Raw genomic sequence first — 17,674 nt, forward strand, 5'->3', positions numbered from 1 at the left:
AAGGTGTGAATATGAGTTCGTTAACTGAAGAATTGAAGCGGGAGCATGAAATTGTAGTTACCAATTTGGCTAAAGTTAAACAATTGGGGATAGCCTCTAAGGAAGCAAGGAAAATTCTTTTTGAAACAAAAGCGGCCTTATTAGCTCATTTAAAGAAGGAAGATGATAGGTTATATCCACCTCTTATAAATGCCTCTCATACTGATGATGATCTGGGACGTATTGTTGAATCTTTTATTAAGGATATGCAGGAAGTATCAGTTATTGTCTTAGATTTTTTTTCCAAATACCAGGAAGAATCCACAGGAATGGAATTTGCGAAAGATTATGGTTATCTAATAGCTAAATTAGGAAGTCGTATTCATCGGGAAGAAAATATTCTCTATAAACGATATGATGAATTATTTGGAAACTCATGACTAAGGTGCTTTAGAGTTTTTGAATGTTTGAGAAGCGAATGAATAGATAAATTGCCAGTGAAAGAAGACGCCTATGATAACAAAGATGTGAAATATTTCATGGGCTTCTAGTACACCTTTTATTAGTAGAGGCAGCTTAAGAAAGTCTGCAATGGCTCCAATAGTATAGGCATAGGCTCCGTATAAGAGCGGACGAATGAAGTTGTATCCATAGGTTTTATATACCATGGTTCCTGAAATTGCACCTATCCAACCGAGACCGAGATAAAAGCTTAAACCTAAAAGTTCCGGGATAGAGTCGAAAAATATGGTTTTCAGACTAATTCCAGAAATGGCCAGACTCCAGATAATTCCCAAAAAACCCCAGCGCTTAAAACCTCGAAATAAGATTCCATGAACCGGAGTAAAAGTTGCTGCTATCATTAAAAAAATACCTGCATGATCGAGTCTCTGCAAAACCAGTCTGGGAGTTTTTCCGGGTTCTAAAAGGTGGTATACCCCACTCATACTAAACATAAAAAAAACAGAGATGATGTAGATTAAGTGAAAGAGAAATGTTCCCCTGTGTCCGTATCGTTTTATGAGTAATAGTATAGCTAAAACCAGAAAAAATGGGGTTATGAAAAGGTGTGTAAATGAACTCACCGGCTCGCTAAAGCCGGGAATGGGTATTATGCCTGTATTTTCCATGAACTAAAAAACAATAGACATACCAGCATTGATCTGGCGGGTAGGGCCGGGTTGTATACCTACAGGTAGTCTACCTGAGACATATTTTCTGTCCTGTAAATTTTTTGCATTAATAAAAAGAGACCATTTTTCAACCGGATGACGGTATCCTATAGAAGCATTTACGAGTCCAAGCTCAGGAATAACACCTGTATTTCCATCCGGTGTTTCGTCGTTTGTATTCCAAACAAAATCATAGCTGATTCCATTATAATACTTATATTGAAAACCACCGGGTTGTAATTGCCTGTAGTTAGAAAGACTTGCATATTGCTTTCCAACATATTGGTATTCAGCTCTAATATAAAAACCATTGCTGTTTCTGGCACCGAATGCAATGGTTCCTGTATGTTCAGGAACATAAGGAAGCATTTTCCCATTGGTATCGGGATTAATAAGTTTACCGTGTTGATCGAATAACAGAGTCGGGACATTTAAAAAAACAATATTATTATTCTCATCGATGATATGGGGATATTTTTCATAATCCAGAGAAGTCGCTTTCGTGTAGGTATAGATCAATTCTAAAGGAAGTTCCCATGACCAGTCTAAAAATTTTCCGAAATCAAAAGTAATACTGCTTTCAAAACCGCGGTGTAAGGTATTACCGGAGTTTATGGGTCTCGAACCTGTTTCATTAGCTACTTCGGAGGTGTTGATTATCTGATCCCTAAAAAACATTACGTATGTTACTAATTCAGTATATAAGTAAGGCTTAATATCACCTCTCAAACCGGTTTCATAATTAGTCGAGGTTTCTGCACTCAGGCGGTAATCCTCTCCGTAAGGACTAATGGCTGTTCCAAAAGTTGGTGGGGAAAAACCCTTATGAACCCCTGAAAACCAGGTAAATGTATTTGTAATATCATAAGTAATTCCAAAACCGGGTAGGGCGATTTTGGTATGACCTTCTGTTCCCTGATTAACAAAGATAATATCTCCCACTTTTGAAGCTTTTTGCTCCTTTACATCTTTAGCTGTTGCATGTCTTCTGGTTGTATAAACTCCCTGAGACACATTTTCATAGCGAGCTCCCGGAATGATTTTCCATTTGGGGTTTAAGCTAATTCTGTCTTGAAAGTAAGCAGCATAAGCACGGATAAGTCTTTCCTGCTGGCTATAAGAATAACCACTTCGAATAAAGGGATAGTCGGGATATGGATTTAAAAAGTCAATATTATTTTTTTCTCCATGAACTCTAAGCCCCATATCAACTTTATGTTTTAAGGAAGCGGTCTTAAATTTGCTTTGCAATTTGGTTTCAACTCCTCCTGTCTGAAATCCCTGGTTTCGCATTGGAGCCGAATTCTTCATATACATAATATCGCCCGGACGGTTTCCTATAGGGTAAGCTGCATAGGTCCTGTAAAGATTAGCGGGTGGAGGAGATGGAACTCCATATTTTGTAAGGTTATTTGTACTGAAGTCTTCTCTCTGCCAATCTCTTGAAGCAGTACTTGCATAAGCTTTGGTTATGAGTTTATGATCTTTAGATATATCATATTCGTGACCTAAGACTCCTGCATTTCTGTCTACCTGCTTATAATCAAATTCAGCGGGATTTATTTTTTCACTTTTCCAAAACATTGCCTGTGTAATCCCATGATAACTGGCTCTTGCTTTTTGTTGATGAATTCCAATTTTAAGAGAAATACTATGTTTCTCATTTAGCTCCTGGATAATTTTTATATTTCCTTCATTTACATTGAAAAAATTATAATCACGAAATCCATCCCCATGCTTATGTAAGAAAGAGACATCGAGAGCTGTCTTTCCAAAAGTTCCACCATATTGGGTAAAGTTAGAGAAATATCCATTTTCTCCGCCTATGGCTTTGGTTGAAAATTCAGGTTTCTTGGGAGGTTTTCTTGTGATAAAGTTAATTACTCCTCCTATAGTAGAAGGTCCGAATAAAATGGCACCGGAACCCTTTACTACTTCTACACGCTCCATTCTATCAATTTGAGGAAAATAGTAGCTTTCCGGCTGACCGTAAGGACTTAAAGAAACTAATATACCATCTTCTAAAAAAAGAGTTTTCCTTGATTCCTCGTTAGAGACTCCTCGAAAGCCAATGTTGGGAGTGAGACCGGCTGAATCCATAAAGCGAACTGAAGCACCGGGAACTCTTCTTAATACTTCCATGGCTTCTACCGGTTGGGTTTCTCGTAAAAACTTCTTATCTATGAGAGTAGCAGAACCCGGGATATTTTTCATATCGTCTTTATTTTCGCCAATAACAAAAATTTGGGTCTTTGTTGAAAGTTTATCCCACATTTTATCCTGCTCTTCCGGACTTAAGGTATTTTTTTCTTCCTCTTTTTTTTCTTCTTGAGAAAAGAGATAAAAAGGGGATATTAGTAAAAGAAAGATTATTAAAAAGTGTTTAATATTTATCATATTAGTCTCCATCTCCCCTACCGAGACCGGAATCAAAATTAGTACCTGTGACTCCTGCTAATTCTACAGTCAGGAGTATTTTTAATTCATTTAAAATCTTAATTAAGTTTTTTATATTACTTATGTTACCTGTAGATATATCAGAACTTAAATTAATAATGGCTTTAGTTTGAGTGATGGCTTCACTCATTTTTCCTTGAATTCGTTTGTCGAGATCAGGGTTATAATAACTAACATAAGTAGAAAGTCCTTCTCCTGTTCCACCGGTATAGAACTGTTGTAAACCGCTGAGATTCATCTCTATATCAGAAATACTCAAATTTGAAAATCGGGATTCAACATTTGTAGATCTAATAACTCCAGCCGAGTCTACTGATATTCCTGTCGGATATCCTAGCTTACTGTCTTTTATAGTTTCAACAAGATTAACGATTTGTTTAATGAGTAAGTCTAATAATTCTTTTTCTGTTTTATAAGTTGTATTACTTGCATCACCGGCAGTTTGCATAATAAGGGAGTAACTATTATCTGCTTTTGGATTCCAGCGAATAAGAAGATTTGCAATACGGTTATAATTTAGTTTCATAATTTCTTTTAAATAACTAAGTTTTCTTCCGCTTAACGATAAGCAAATACTGGCTGCATCACTTGAACCCGTTCCATTATCGAATAGTAGGAATTCTATTGCCGGAAGGCCGGTTTCATTTCCACTTTTTGTTGCAATCACAGTTTCATCTATAGTTTCTGTACCCGAAATAAATGTATTGATCGAAGTTGTATTAGGAGGATTAAGTTGATAACTCGAAGGCCAGGAATCCAGAGAAGTATATATACTGGAGGGACCAAATTGTATTACTTCACTTTTCTTCAAAGAATAAAAAACTTCTTTCCATTGGTTTTGTAGAGTTAATAAATTGCCGGTATTGGAAGAGCAATTATCCTGAAGACTATCAATACTGTTTTTAAGGACAGTCGTTTTTTGTTCAAGATCAACATAGGATGTATAAATAATATTTTCTGATAGGTTTTTAAAAAGGGGTTTTGCATTAAAGCTATTGAAAAGATAAGCGAAATAGCCAAAAATTCCGGCTTCACCAGATTTTTCTCCTTTTTTTTCGGAACAATTACTGAAGCTGAAGAAAAGAATAATTATAAAAGTGATAGTTCTCATGTAACTCCTTAAAGAACAAGAAGAAGCTGCAATCTGCAGCTTCCATTGTATATTTTGAAAGATTTAAAGTCCTGTAATTTTACGGATCGTGCTATAATCATCTGCAGCAGCTTCAGCAATCTTTTTTGAAGCTACATCTGTAATGTAGAGTGTCTTGTTGTTATAGTAGATACCAATCGGATTGTAAAATTTAGCACTTGTTGTAGAACCATCCTCTCTTCCTTTCCCTTTACCACCTGCTATTGTACTTACAGTTCCATCTTTTGTAATTTTACGAATAGCAAAGTTTCCGGAGTCAGCCACATAGAAGTTTCCACTTTCATCCAGGGTAATCATATAAGGGGAGTTAAATCGAGCAGCAGTTCCTTTGCCATCGATAAAATCTTTTGCAGAATCTCCACCAGCATCGGAACCGGCAAAGGTAGAAACCTGTTTTGTAGATGGGTTATATTTTCTAATACAATGATTTCCTTTATCAACAATATATACATTTCCATCGGAGTCTGCGATTACACCTTTCGGACCGTTAAATTTGGCTGTAGTGGCCAGTCCATCAGTGGCAATTGGAGTTCCGCCGGTAGGAGAACTACCTCCTGTGGGTTTTTCTCCGGCAAGTGTAGTTATGGTACCATTGCTGATGTTTACTTCGCGAACATTATAGCCACCAGCTTCACCAATGACCAGTTTATTGTTCGCATAACGTATACCTTCCGGTTTAAAATACCTGTTGGTTCCATTTGAACCATCAATTGTTTCTCTTACGGATGGTTTATCTTTTCCACTGAACAGAGATATGGTATTGTTATTGTTCGTATCAATTTTAATAATGTTATGACCTTCGAAATAACCATTGCTTGCAGTGCTGCTTCCTGTATTGGAAACAAAGACAATACCATTCGGTCCGGCTGTAATTCCTTCCGGGTTATTAAAAATAGATACATCAGAAGAATTGCCGTTTGAGCTAAGAATAGTGCTTACTGTGCTTTCATTTACAACCTTAATAACCCTATTGTTTTTGCTATCTGCTACATAGATAATACCATTTGAGTCTACAGCCAGATCTTCGGGCTGGTTTAAAATAGACTTTGAGTCCTTACCACTTTCGCTTAAACTTAAGGTACTTACCTGGATTGTACTGCTGCTGGTATTTTGGCTTGAGAGTAAGACGGCAGCAATGGCCATATTATTATCATTTTTCTCTTTTTTGGTATTACATACAAGCAGTGTAACGCTTAGTAATACAAGCATAATAAAATTTAGAATTATTCTAATATTCATATTTTCCTTCCTATTTAAGAGTCTTGAACTCTTTTTATCTAAATGAGAATGAGTATCAATAGCAACTAAATAAGGAAGAGGATTTTTGTCAAGGAAAAATAGGAAAAACTGTTAATAAAGGACTCGACCTAATTTAAAAAGTCAGGTCTTTCAGTGATATACAGTCCATATCATAGTAATAATACAGTCCGTATTATAGTAATGAAACGGTCTGTATTATAGTAATGAAACGGTCTGTATTATAGTAATGAAACGGTCTGTATTATAGTAATGAAACGGTCTGTATTATAGTAATGATACAGTCTGTATATCAGTTATATAGAAAAAAGGAAGGGCGATATAGGGAATCGCCCTTTGTATCTTCAGAGCGATTTTTTAGTTTGAAAGCTTCGGCTTTCTAAGTAAAAAAACCATGTAAAAAGAAATCAGCACTACGGGTAAACTCAACCACTGTCCCATAGTAAAAGTAGGGCGAATCGCCATCATTTCACTCTGGTATTCCTTTACAAATTCGATAAGGATTCGAATCATGAAGTAGATTCCGAGAAAAAGGAAGAGAAAGAAGCCCGGTTTTCGTTTTTCTTTCTGTTTTTTATACAGGAAGTAGAAGCTCGGAAACATGATAAAGAGGGCTATGGCTTCGTATAGCTGGGTCGGGTGCCGGGGAAGGTTATCGACTTTTAAGAAGGTGATGGCCCAGGGCACGTCGGTAGGTCTTCCGATAATTTCTGAATTAAAAAAGTTTCCCATACGAATACAGGCCCCGGTGATTCCTACAGAGGAGGCTATCATATCGGCAATTTCAAAAAATGATTCTTTATATTTATGACAAAAAAGCCAGAGACCGAAAAGGGCTCCCAGTACTCCACCGTGGCTTGCAAGCCCGCTTCCGATTTCGAAAATTCGCATGGGGTTATGGATAAAAGCTGAAGGTTCATAAAAGATCAGGTGAACAAGGTGGGCACCGATTACAAGACTGATGACGATCCGAATAAAGATCTTGTCGGGATAATCGTTTGGTAGTCCTTTTTCTCTCAAGAACTTGGATACCAAAAAATAGGCAGCAAAGAGGCCGGTGGCAAAAAGTAAGCTATAATAGCGTAGTTTGACAATTTTTAAATCTAATAAAACCGGGTCAATATTCCAGTTCATTTTCCAAAGTCTCCTTTTTAAAGGTTTATTTTTTGTTTTTTAGTGAAGGTGAACCTTACTTATCCTGTGTCTCACAACAGAAAAACGAAGGAACTATTCTCGTTTACTTCTTGCTTTTCCAATTTTTTCGAGAATGAAAAGTGCCAGAAAAGCCCCCAATGTTGCCACAATAATATTTACCCTTGAAAGTTGTGTGGTACCAATTTTGGGTGACATGAGCCACATGACAAAATCCCGTATGGGACTCTGTGTAAGCAGGATGAGCACGGCTCCAAAGGAAGCGATGATAGTACCTCCCAAAAAGCCACCGAATATTTCTTTTTTCTGGTAAAAGAAAAAATACCAGGAAACGATGGAAGAAATGCTCACTAAAAAAATAATGTCAATTAAGAAGATAAACGGGTTCTGAAACGTAGTAAGTATGAGCATAAAACAATGAAAAATACACAAAGTATAAATAGCAAAACAAAAATTTTTGGTATCTTCGGATATCCTTTAGGGCATACTCTTTCTCCCCTGATTCATAACGGCCTTTTTCAGGAATTTGAGCTGGATGCACTATATCTCGTCTTTGAGTCAAAAGAACCGGCTAAGATTCTGAATGCCTGTAGCGGAATCGGTTTAGAGGGTGTTTCGGTTACTATTCCCTTTAAAGAATGGGCCTACGAAACTGCTACTGAAAGGGATCCGGCTTCTGAGTATATGAAAGCTGCTAATACTCTGATTCGAACCGAAACGGGTTTTAAAGCCTATAATACCGACGGAATCGGGGCTTTAAATTCTATCCTTCGTTATGTTCCGGGTTTTTTTGAAAATACGGTAGGAGATATTTATCTCGTTGGAAGCGGGGGAAGTGCAAGGGGAATTGCTTTCGCTCTCGTTTCTCATGGTTTGCAGGAAAAAAAACTAAGAATTGTAGCTCGAAATCAAGAAAAAGCTGAAAATCTGATTCAGGACTTAAACCAAATCAAAAAGAATGCAGCTTCTTATCTTCCTCTTGAATCCCTTCTTGATACAAAAAACACAGAAAACATTTCTTTATTGATTAACACCAGCCCTTTAGGAATGAAAGGAGTGGAAGGAACACTTCCTATTTCCAATGAACTTTTAGATAGAACCCATTCCGTTTTTGATATCGTTTACAATCCTCTTGAAACAGCACTTTTAAAACAGGCAAAAGGGCTCGCGAGGGTTTTAATTCCGGGTTACGAAATGCTCATCTACCAGGCCATGGAACAGTTTTTCCTATTTACGGAGATTCGACCGACTGAGGAGCTAATTGAAAAAGTCCGAAATCGGGTGCTCGATGCTTTAAATAAGAAGTTGTAAGAAAATACCTAGTTAATACTCTGGTAATGTTTTGAACACAGAATACAGGATCGACTCGGAAAATAAATGGATTCCCGATGGTTTCCATTTCCTCGGACCCGAAGCTGCAAAGAAAAGAAGAAGACTTCTCTTAACAGCCCGGACCTTTTTTGAAGAACAGGGCTTTTTAGAAGTAATTCCTCCCGCCTTCGATTTTAGTTCTACATTCTATTCACATCTTTCTTCGGGAGAAAGAGATTCTATTTTAAAACTCAAAGACTTGAATGGGTATGAAGTTTCGCCCAGTGTAGATTTGACTCTGCAAGTCGTAAAGGGTATGGCGGGTTTTGCCCGTAAGAATGAGGACAACCGGGTATTCTACACCGGAAAAGTCATTAAGGATAATCGCAGAGAGAATGCAGATAGACGGGAGTTTCAACAATTTGGTGTAGAAATTCTCGGTAGTTCCGGCTATGATACCCTTTTGGAGCTTTTCTTTTCTATCGATGGACTCATGTCAAAGCTCGGAATCGAGGGGAATCAATTTACTCTTGTATTAGGAAATGTGCAGGTTTATTCCGGTCTTGCCCGTTGTATGGGTCTGGATACTGGAGATATGCAAAAGCTCTCTCAACTTGTCTATGCCAAGAACAGGCTGGATATGCACGCATTTTTAGAAGAAAAAGGTGTAGGAAAAGAATTTGGAAGAACTCTGGATAAGATGCTTCTTTCCTTCTCTTTAGATGAGATTAAACCGGATCTTCTTAAAGTTTCCGAGAAAAATTCTCTGGGTCTCGAAGTCTGCATCGCTGAAACAGAAAAAATTTTACAGGCAAATTCTAAGTTAAAACATTTGGAACTCTGTCTGGATTATTCTTTACTTCGGGATTTGGACTATTATACAGGCTTTGTATTTCATGCTTATGTTAGTGGGATTCCTATGCCTGTTTTTATGGGAGGTGCTTATGATCACCTCTACGAAAAGTTTTCCGGGGTTCAAAAAAACGCCTGTGGTTTTGCATTAAACCTTGAATTATTACAGATTCTTTTAGATAAATAAGAAGGAAGTTTAGAGTAAGGAGAAACTTATGTCCGCAGATTTAGTAGTAGGAGCACAATGGGGGGATGAGGGAAAAGCCAAGGTTATCGATTACCTGAGCCGTAATATTGACATTATTGTACGTTATCAGGGAGGAGCTAATGCCGGTCATACAGTAGTGGTAAAAGGGAAGAAATATGTATTTCATCTTGTTCCTTCCGGTATTATTTATCCCAATGTGAAGTGTGTGATAGGCAATGGAGTCGTCATTGATCCGGATTTCTTTTTACAGGAGTGCGAGAATTTACAAAAAGAAGGCTTTGATGTTTATAAGCAAATCCTTGTAAGTGATGCCAGTCATATAATCTTTCCCTTTCATAAGCAAATTGATGAACTTCGGGAAAATGCCTGCAAGCCCGGTGAGAAAATAGGTACTACCAAAAGAGGAATCGGAATTTGTTATGCTGATAAAATGATGAGGATAGGGCTTCGTATCGGTGAACTTTTGGATGAAGATTTGATGAAAAATCGTTTATCCTCTTATGTTCGTCGTAAAACCGAAGAACTAAAAAAGCTCTATGAAGTAGATACCGTTTCCGAAGCTGAAGTTGTGGATGCACTGAAGCGTTTTGCAGATAAAATGCGTTCTTCTATCATCAACGTATCTTATTATTTAAACGAAGAATTGAAGAAAGGAAAGAAAGTTCTTTTGGAAGGGGCTCAAGGGACAGGTCTGGATATAGACTTCGGAACCTACCCGTTTGTAACCAGTTCGAACCCGACAACCGGTGGAGCTTTGAGCGGTTCCGGTATTAATTTTCGTTATTTAGATAAGGTTTATGGAATCACCAAGGCCTATGCAACCCGTGTAGGAGAAGGTCCATTTCCTACCGAATTATTCGGTGAAGAAGGGGAAGAGCTACGTAAGAAGGGACATGAATACGGAGCTACTACCGGTAGACCGAGGCGTTGTGGCTGGTTCGATATGGAAATGCTGAAACATGCGATCCGTGTGAATGGAATGAACTCCATCGCCTTAACCAAGATAGATGTCCTGTCTGAGTATGATAAGATCCCGGTAGCAGTGGCATACGAACTGAACGGTAAGAAGTTAGATTATTTTCCTTCTTACAGTCTGGATAAGGTTAAGGCTGTGTATGAATACTTACCCGGTTGGAAAGAGGACATCTGCGGAATTACCGAATTTGATAAACTTCCTTCTCTGTGTAAGGATTATATTCATTTCTTAGAAAAACAACTCGGTGTGCCTATGGAAATTATCTCTACAGGTCCCGATAGAGAACATACTATCTTAAGAATGTAGTAAAAACGGGAACTATTGGATTTACCGATCCCTGAGTAGGTCGCCATGGTTCGATACGGCTATCGCCACTCACCAATCGGCGACCGTATCGAAGGGCGGCAAAACAGTTCAATGTTTGATCTATATCATTTATAACTTACTTTTACCGGAACGGGGTATTTGGTTCTCAATGTAAATGCCAGTATGGAGTCCGTATATTGAAAAGAAGCATCTTTTTCTAATTTACAAAGTTGGAATATACGGAAAAGGATTAGCCTGGCTTCTAAAATACCGAATCTTCCCCCGATACAGCTTCGCTTTCCCGCACCGAATGGAATAAAGGCATTCGGTTTATTCTCCAGGTTTAAAAAGCGGAAGGGATCAAAGGTTTCCGCAGTTTCACCCCAGGATTCTTTTAGTCTTCCTGTTATATAAGGCGAAATCAGGAGTTTGGCTCCGGGCTTCAGGATATAGGTTTTATCTTTTAGGTTAATATTATATTCTTTATTGCTTAAAGAGATTCGGCTGAAGATAGCTCCGAGAGGATAAAGACGCAGAGATTCGTTCAGGATAGAACTCATAATTGGAGAATTCTTCTCTATTGTATCGAGGATAGTTCTGTAGTTTATATTTCCTGTATGGCTATCGAGATGAGGTAGGATTTTTGTTATAGATTCAATTTCCTTTTGAAAATCATCCGAGTTTATTAGAAGATTAGATTCAAGAATTAAAGACAGGGTAAATATTACCAGGTTGGCGGTGGTGTCGTGTCCTGCTCCCAGTAAGTCCATGAGTAAAGCCTGAATATCTACATCATCCAATTCCGGGTATCTGTGAAAAATGAGGGCAGCGAGACATTCCTTATCCCTATTATTATTCATTTCTTTTTTTACTTTATCTAACAAAATAGTTCCGGTGAAAGCAAGGTTGTGAACGGCTTCATCCAGTTTTTTTATTGCCTTTGTCTTAAAAAATGAATAGAATTTGGCAGGAAAGGGAATATAGATATAAGCCTGAATCGCGTGTAACATGGTAAGAACGGAATTCACCAGGTTTTTAGAGTTTATTTCTGTTGGTTTAGGATTTTCTTGAAAAATTTGTAGTTCGGTTCCAAAAACTAATTTTCCAACCACATCAATTCCCAGTTGGCTGAGATATTTGTTTATATCTTGAGTTGCTTTCTTACTTCTTATCATAGATTTTATCATATCATCCGTTGAAGAAAGAATGGGTTCTATGCTATTCTCCAAAAATTTGGGATCGTTCATAACTTCCAGTCCTATCCTCCTATTACGTTTCCACTCTTCTCCATTGGAGAAAGTGATTCCTCCCATATTAGTTTTAAGTTTTGGCTCTGTGCCTTTCAGGGTATTCAGGTGTTTTATAAATTGAAAATAGATATAATCTATAATAGGAAAACCGGATCGATTCTGGTATTCCAAATCTTTCAAAATAGGATGGATTAAAGCGATGTCTTTCACGAGTAGCATGGAATCAAAAGGATTAAATAAAATAGGTACAAAACCTTCAGGAGAATTGTTTGCCATTTTTAAAAGTAATTTATGAACTTCTTCCGGTTTTCGGAAAAATTGAGGTACCTGTTTAATAGCTAAGATTATGGATTTGAGAAGGCCCGGGTGAGGTGAGATATTTTTGGTTTCCATTCTATTGTTATATTATTAGAAACTAGAAACTTTGCAATAATATCTTGAAATAGTACGTAAAGTTTTATTAAGTTAAAAAACGGGTGTTAAAATTATAAAAATCTATAAGGCTTGGATATTATGAAAGAACTATCTACTCAAATTTACGATGTTGCAGTATTCGGAGCCGGGATCTCGGGTTTTTCTTCTGCCTTGAGATTACAAAAAAAAGGTTTAAGTACTATTGTTTTTGAATCACATACTCAGGTAGGAGGATGTGCGGGTTATTTCATAAAGAAGAAATTTTCCTTTGATGTGGGAGCAACTACCCTTGTGGATTTTGTGGAAGGAGGAGTTGGAGGAAACTTTCTTAAAGAAATCGGTCTTGCGATTCCGGAGGGTGAGTATCTGGACTATATAGCCTGGCTTCCTGACAGGCAGGTCGTGCTTTATAAGGATAAAGAAAAATGGAATCGGGAACGATTGGAAAAATTTGGTAAGAGTGATAATTATATTCAATTTTGGAAATTAATGGATAGAGTAACGGATGTTTTCTGGGAAGCAAGCCGGAAGAATATAAAGCTTCCAATAAGAAATATTAATGAATTCTTACATACGATTCAGGTGATTGGTTTAAAAAATCTGCATTTTCTAAAATACTATAATACTACTATGCTGGATATTTTAAAAAAATTTAATCTTGAAAAAGACAAAGCTCTTATAGGCCTTTTGTCTATGCTAATCGAAGATACGATCCATAGTAAAATAGAAAAGGCTCCTTTTATTAATTCATCATTGGGGACTACAATTCGCGGTGCGGGTTTAATGAGAGCCAGGGGAGGCATGAAAGGATTCTGGAAAAATTTATCTGAACATTATCTGAATCTCGGAGGTATAGTAAAGAAATTGCATAAAGTTACTTCCTTTTGTAAAGAAGGAGATTGTTGGAAAATCACAACAGATAGGGGAAACTTTTTTGCCAAAAAAATTATCAGTTCTCTTCCCTTAGATGTAACGTATGATCTTGCCCCGGATTTTATTCAAACAAAAGTGAAACCTTATATTCTAAAAAACAAAGAGGACAGGGGAGGTGCTATCGTTATATTTTTAGGAGTACCGGAAGAAGAAGTAAGGGATCATACAATCACTCATCATCAGATGTTATTAGACTACGATGCAGAACTCGGAAATGGAAACAATATGTTTATTTCTATTTCTTCTAAGGATGATAATTTGTCAGCACCACCGGGTTATCGTTCTGTTATGATTTCGACTCACTGTGAGCTTTCCGATTGGCAGGGTTTATCGGAAGAAGAGTATAGAGTAAAAAAGCAACAAATAGGAGATACAATGATTCATTATGCAAGAAGGGTATATCCAAAGCTTGCTACAAATCCTGTAGTTTTGGAAGTAGGCACACCCATTACCTATCAGAAGTTTACCAATAGAAAAGAAGGAAGTGTGGGTGGTTTTAAACAAACCTTTGCCAATACAAACTTCCATGCAGTACCTCAGGATATAGGAATACCAAATTTCTATTTAACCGGGGATAATACCTGGCCGGGTCTCGGAACGGTTGCCTGTCTTGTTTCCGGTAGAATTGCAGCAGAAGAAGCATACAAAGCTTTTTAGCTGAGAGAAAAAGTGAATTATTCTAATACTGATAATAGTATTGGAATTATAACGGATACGTTTGCTCTGACAATATCTTTCAGAAAATTACATATTCTACACTTTTCTACTAAGGGATGAAAATGGAATTAACAGTTGAATTTTTTGAAGTATCAACAGGAGTAAGAGCATTCCAGGTGCCATTTTTCCAATAACCGGGAACCTGCACACTACTGTTATTCATGCTATAACCTCCGATATATATGTCCGAACTAGATAGAATAAGGCTGCTAACACCTGTGTTTTTAGTTGAATCAATAGAAGGAAGAGAGGTCCAGGTACCATTTTTCCAGTAACCAGCAACATACACACTGCTACTATTCATATTAGAGCCTCCGACATATATATCAGAACCGGATACAGCAATCGAATTAGCAATCGAATTTTTTGTAGAATCAAGAGCAGGGAGCTTTGTCCAGGTACTATTTTTCCAGTAACCACCAACAAACACACTACTACTATTCTGACCAAACCCGGCGGAATAAATGTCCGAGCCGGATATAAAAATAGCATTCACTTGCGAGCTTTTTGAAGCATCAACAGGAGTGAGGTCTGTTCGCGTGCCGTTTTTCCAGTAAGCAGGAATACCAAAAACATTCGCACTATTTCCTCCTGCATACACATCAGAACCGGAGATAAAAAAAGTATTCACTACCGAGCTTTTGGAAGTATCAATAGGAGTGAGAGCATTCCAGGTGCCGTTTTTCCAATAACCACCAACATTTATGCTACTGTTATTTATACTATAGCCTGCAGCATAAACATCCGACCCGGATACAACAATAGAATATACAATTGAGTTTTTAGTTGCATCAATAGGAGTGAGAGCATTCCAGGTGCCGTTTTTCCAATAACCGGGAACCTGCACACTACTGTTATTCATGCTATAACCGGCGGCATAAACATCGGTACCTGATACAAATATAGACCGAACATCTGAATTTTTAGTTGCATCAATAGGAGTGAGAGCATTCCAGGTGCCGTTTTTCCAATAACCGGGAACCTGCACACTACTGCTATTGATACTCCAACCGGCGGCATAAACAATCAGTTCTTTACAGGTTATATTTACATTTGTAACATTGGCAGTTGCCGTTCCAGTACCACTTGATACTGAACAGGTCAGACCTGTAGGCTGTGTTTTTACACTTACAGAATAAGCTCCACCACTGGACACTGTTGTTTTAAAAGAAAAATTTGTAGAACCACTGGTTACTGTCAGATCATCAGCACTGTTATTTTGTAAAACCAGACCGTCTGCTGTCAGTCCGGAAATTGTACCACCAATGGTGTATCCAGCAGATATATTTGCAGTACAGGTTATATTTACATTTGTAACATTGGCAGTTGCCGTTCCAGTACCACTTGATACTGAACAGGTCAGACCTGTAGGCTGTGTTTTTACACTTACAGAATAAGCTCCACCACTGGACACTGTTGTTTTAAAAGAAAAATTTGTAGAACCACTGGTTACTGTCAGATCATCAGCACTATTATTTTGTAAAACCAGACCGTCTGCTGTCAAACCAGTAATCGTACCACCAATGGTATATCCAGCAGTAGCAGAAGATGAAGCAGGGTAAAATGCCATTATACAAAGGGGTAAGTATTTTCCTTCACAACCTTTATCTTTGTCTTTTTTACAATTAGACATTTGCAATAAAACTAATATTGTGAATATTATAAATTTAAATATTCCTTTTCTCATAAAATCTCTCCTTTTTTTGCAGTATAAAACTTTCAATGAAGAAATCTCAAGAGATAATAAGTGCTATATAAAGGAAAATACTAGGTAAAATACCTAGTATTTTAATAGATATAAATATATAAGAATATACTAAAATATCAGTAACTACTCATTGTGAGCTTTCCGAATGGCCGGGTCTCGGAACGGTTGCCTGTCTTGTTTACGGTAGAATTGCAGCAGAAGAAGCATACAAAGCTTTTTAGCTGAGAGAAAAATCAAATCTTTCTTGTCGGATAAAGCCTATCGAGAAATAAAAAAACTTTGTCCTGGCAAACGGACAATTTTTTGCAAAATTTAGTATTAAAAAAGATTGACCGGATTTGTATCCGCTCAAAAAATCAGGGAGAAATTTCCTTGACTACCGGTTTAAACCGGTAGTCAGTAGAGTGTCCCGGAAAAATTGAGCGGATACCCGGATTTTTGAAAATTTTATTTTCAGAAGAGGAATACCTCAGGTCCGCAAACCAAAAATTTTATCGAAAAAAAAACAAATTTTTCGGCGAAATTTTAAACTTCCAGCTCCGCTATTTCGGGTCTTTAATCTGTAAAGAGGAATAGGACTTGTGGTGAGCCTGTCGAACTACGACAGAGATTCTCCATGAATCATGGGAGATTTATATGTATATGAGAGACTATTTTCTTGAAATAAAAAAAGGGTAATTTTGTTTTTGTTATTAGGAGAAGCTGGAAAATTTTTATCCATTATAAGTCTGTCCATATCATTCTTTTTATGCTTTATATTTTATTTTCGTTCAAAAGAAAATACAAATTCTCGATATCTTTCTTATATCCTGGGGGTCTATAGTATTGTCTTTTGGGTAAGAACCAGTTTCTTCCTGAGTTGGGAGGGCATTATTTATTTACCTTTTTTATTTCTTCCTGCTCTATTTTATCTGGGCCCTTTTATATATTCTTATTTCTTTTCAGGAATCCAAAAAGAAGAGATAGCAGTTTTTAAATATCTCCCATATAACATATTACCTTTCCTGACTACAATCGGTTTTGCAATATCCTTTCTGCTTATAGATGATTTTCAAAAGCCAGCTAATGTGCTACAGCAAACATTCATTGTTAGTATGTTTACTATGAGTTTTATATTTATCGTTTCTCTTCATCAATTGTATTTTTTGTTTAAGTCTCATAAATTACTGCTAAATTATCTAAATAATTATCCTAAATATTTTGCATCGATTAACAAAAGCTATAATTGGTTTTATCAATTTTTATTTTTTAACTATTCTTTTGTTTTCATTTATTTAGTTTTATTCTTTCTCCAACTTTTTCATATCTGGAAGATTCCGATTTCACTTTTTGAAATTATTTTAGATACACTATTTCTATATTTAATACTTTATAATTTGATTCAAAGGCCTGAATCTTTTGTATTGAAAATTCCCATTTCAGAACCGGAAAAAAATTCCAAATATTCTAAACAAAGTATAACTTCTAGTGATAAAAAGAGATATTTACATAAGATTAAAGACTACATGGAGAAAGAAAAACCATATTTATTCGATGAAATATCTTTGCAGGAACTATCTGATAAATTATTGATACCGGTTCATCACTTATCTATCACGATTAACAGTGAATTAAACCAGAATTTTTTTCAGTTTATAAGTCTCTATAGAGTAGAAGAAGCAAAAAAAATGCTTTCAGATACGGATAGAAAGGATGATACCATTTTAAATATAGCTTTTGCATCCGGATTTTCTTCTAAAGCAAGTTTCAATAAGGCATTTAAAGAGATAACCGGATTGACTCCTTCCGAATATAGAAAAAAACATCAGAAACTGTAAAAAAAATGGTCTATC

At 36.8% G+C, this 17,674-nt stretch carries 14 protein-coding genes; 6 read left to right on the forward strand and 8 right to left on the reverse strand.

All coding sequences use genetic code 11. The annotated features are described in order from the left end of the window. The first annotated feature begins 11 nt into the window (after positions 1 to 11). Positions 12 to 419 (forward strand): hemerythrin domain-containing protein, encoded by a 408-nt coding sequence (locus tag H7A25_17540; GenBank protein MCP5501710.1) that lies wholly within the window; start codon positions 12 to 14, stop codon positions 417 to 419. Here the strand turns inward: H7A25_17540 and H7A25_17545 are convergent, their stop codons facing one another. The 6 genes from H7A25_17545 to H7A25_17570 all read right to left on the reverse strand — a co-directional run bounded on the left by H7A25_17545 (position 420) and on the right by H7A25_17570 (position 7,578). Beyond that, positions 420 to 1,109, reverse strand: coding sequence for a hemolysin III family protein (locus tag H7A25_17545; protein ID MCP5501711.1), 690 nt, complete (start codon positions 1,107 to 1,109; stop codon positions 420 to 422). Between the two features lie 3 nt (positions 1,110 to 1,112). Next, positions 1,113 to 3,548: a TonB-dependent receptor gene (locus H7A25_17550; protein ID MCP5501712.1), complete on the reverse strand. Its 2,436-nt coding sequence runs from the start codon at positions 3,546 to 3,548 to the stop codon at positions 1,113 to 1,115. Position 3,549: 1 nt separating this feature from the next. Further along, entirely contained in the window at positions 3,550 to 4,719 is a 1,170-nt protein-coding gene (locus H7A25_17555; GenBank protein MCP5501713.1) for an imelysin family protein, read from the reverse strand. Between the two features lie 63 nt (positions 4,720 to 4,782). Beyond that, positions 4,783 to 5,997 (reverse strand): hypothetical protein, encoded by a 1,215-nt coding sequence (locus H7A25_17560; GenBank protein MCP5501714.1) that lies wholly within the window; start codon positions 5,995 to 5,997, stop codon positions 4,783 to 4,785. 375 nt (positions 5,998 to 6,372) lie between these two features. Beyond that, positions 6,373 to 7,149 carry a prolipoprotein diacylglyceryl transferase gene (lgt, locus tag H7A25_17565; GenBank protein ID MCP5501715.1) on the reverse strand — a complete coding sequence of 259 codons (777 nt, stop codon included), beginning with the start codon at positions 7,147 to 7,149 and terminating at the stop codon, positions 6,373 to 6,375. 93 nt (positions 7,150 to 7,242) lie between these two features. After that, the gene (locus H7A25_17570; protein ID MCP5501716.1) at positions 7,243 to 7,578 is read right to left on the reverse strand and encodes a hypothetical protein; all 336 of its coding nucleotides are present in this window, start codon (positions 7,576 to 7,578) and stop codon (positions 7,243 to 7,245) included. Between the two features lie 6 nt (positions 7,579 to 7,584). On the opposite strand from H7A25_17570, the gene H7A25_17575 reads away from it, so the two are divergent. Genes H7A25_17575 through H7A25_17585 form a run of 3 tightly spaced genes read left to right on the forward strand, consistent with a single transcriptional unit; the run spans position 7,585 to position 10,820 of the window. Then, positions 7,585 to 8,478, forward strand: a complete 894-nt coding sequence (locus H7A25_17575) for a shikimate dehydrogenase (GenBank protein ID MCP5501717.1) — start codon at positions 7,585 to 7,587, stop codon at positions 8,476 to 8,478. A 31-nt stretch (positions 8,479 to 8,509) separates the two neighbouring features. After that, on the forward strand, positions 8,510 to 9,517 hold the full coding sequence (locus tag H7A25_17580; GenBank protein ID MCP5501718.1) for an ATP phosphoribosyltransferase regulatory subunit: 1,008 nt from the start codon (positions 8,510 to 8,512) through the stop codon (positions 9,515 to 9,517). Between the two features lie 28 nt (positions 9,518 to 9,545). Then, a complete protein-coding gene (locus tag H7A25_17585) occupies positions 9,546 to 10,820 on the forward strand; it encodes an adenylosuccinate synthase (GenBank protein ID MCP5501719.1) in 1,275 nt (424 codons plus the stop codon). 125 nt (positions 10,821 to 10,945) lie between these two features. On the opposite strand, the gene H7A25_17590 is transcribed toward H7A25_17585, so the two are convergent. Beyond that, positions 10,946 to 12,463, reverse strand: coding sequence for a cytochrome P450 (locus H7A25_17590; GenBank protein MCP5501720.1), 1,518 nt, complete (start codon positions 12,461 to 12,463; stop codon positions 10,946 to 10,948). Between the two features lie 120 nt (positions 12,464 to 12,583). Between H7A25_17590 and H7A25_17595 the strand changes: the two genes are divergently transcribed. Continuing rightward, positions 12,584 to 14,074 (forward strand): FAD-dependent oxidoreductase, encoded by a 1,491-nt coding sequence (locus H7A25_17595; protein MCP5501721.1) that lies wholly within the window; start codon positions 12,584 to 12,586, stop codon positions 14,072 to 14,074. A gap of 109 nt (positions 14,075 to 14,183) precedes the next feature. Here H7A25_17595 and H7A25_17600 read toward each other — a convergent pair whose 3' ends face one another. Then, positions 14,184 to 15,821 (reverse strand): hypothetical protein, encoded by a 1,638-nt coding sequence (locus H7A25_17600; protein ID MCP5501722.1) that lies wholly within the window; start codon positions 15,819 to 15,821, stop codon positions 14,184 to 14,186. A gap of 707 nt (positions 15,822 to 16,528) precedes the next feature. On the opposite strand from H7A25_17600, the gene H7A25_17605 reads away from it, so the two are divergent. Continuing rightward, positions 16,529 to 17,659 carry an AraC family transcriptional regulator gene (locus tag H7A25_17605; protein ID MCP5501723.1) on the forward strand — a complete coding sequence of 377 codons (1,131 nt, stop codon included), beginning with the start codon at positions 16,529 to 16,531 and terminating at the stop codon, positions 17,657 to 17,659. Positions 17,660 to 17,674: the final 15 nt, after the last annotated feature.

This window comes from Leptospiraceae bacterium (assembly GCA_024233835.1).
Taxonomy (GTDB): Bacteria; Spirochaetota; Leptospiria; order Leptospirales; family Leptospiraceae; genus JACKPC01.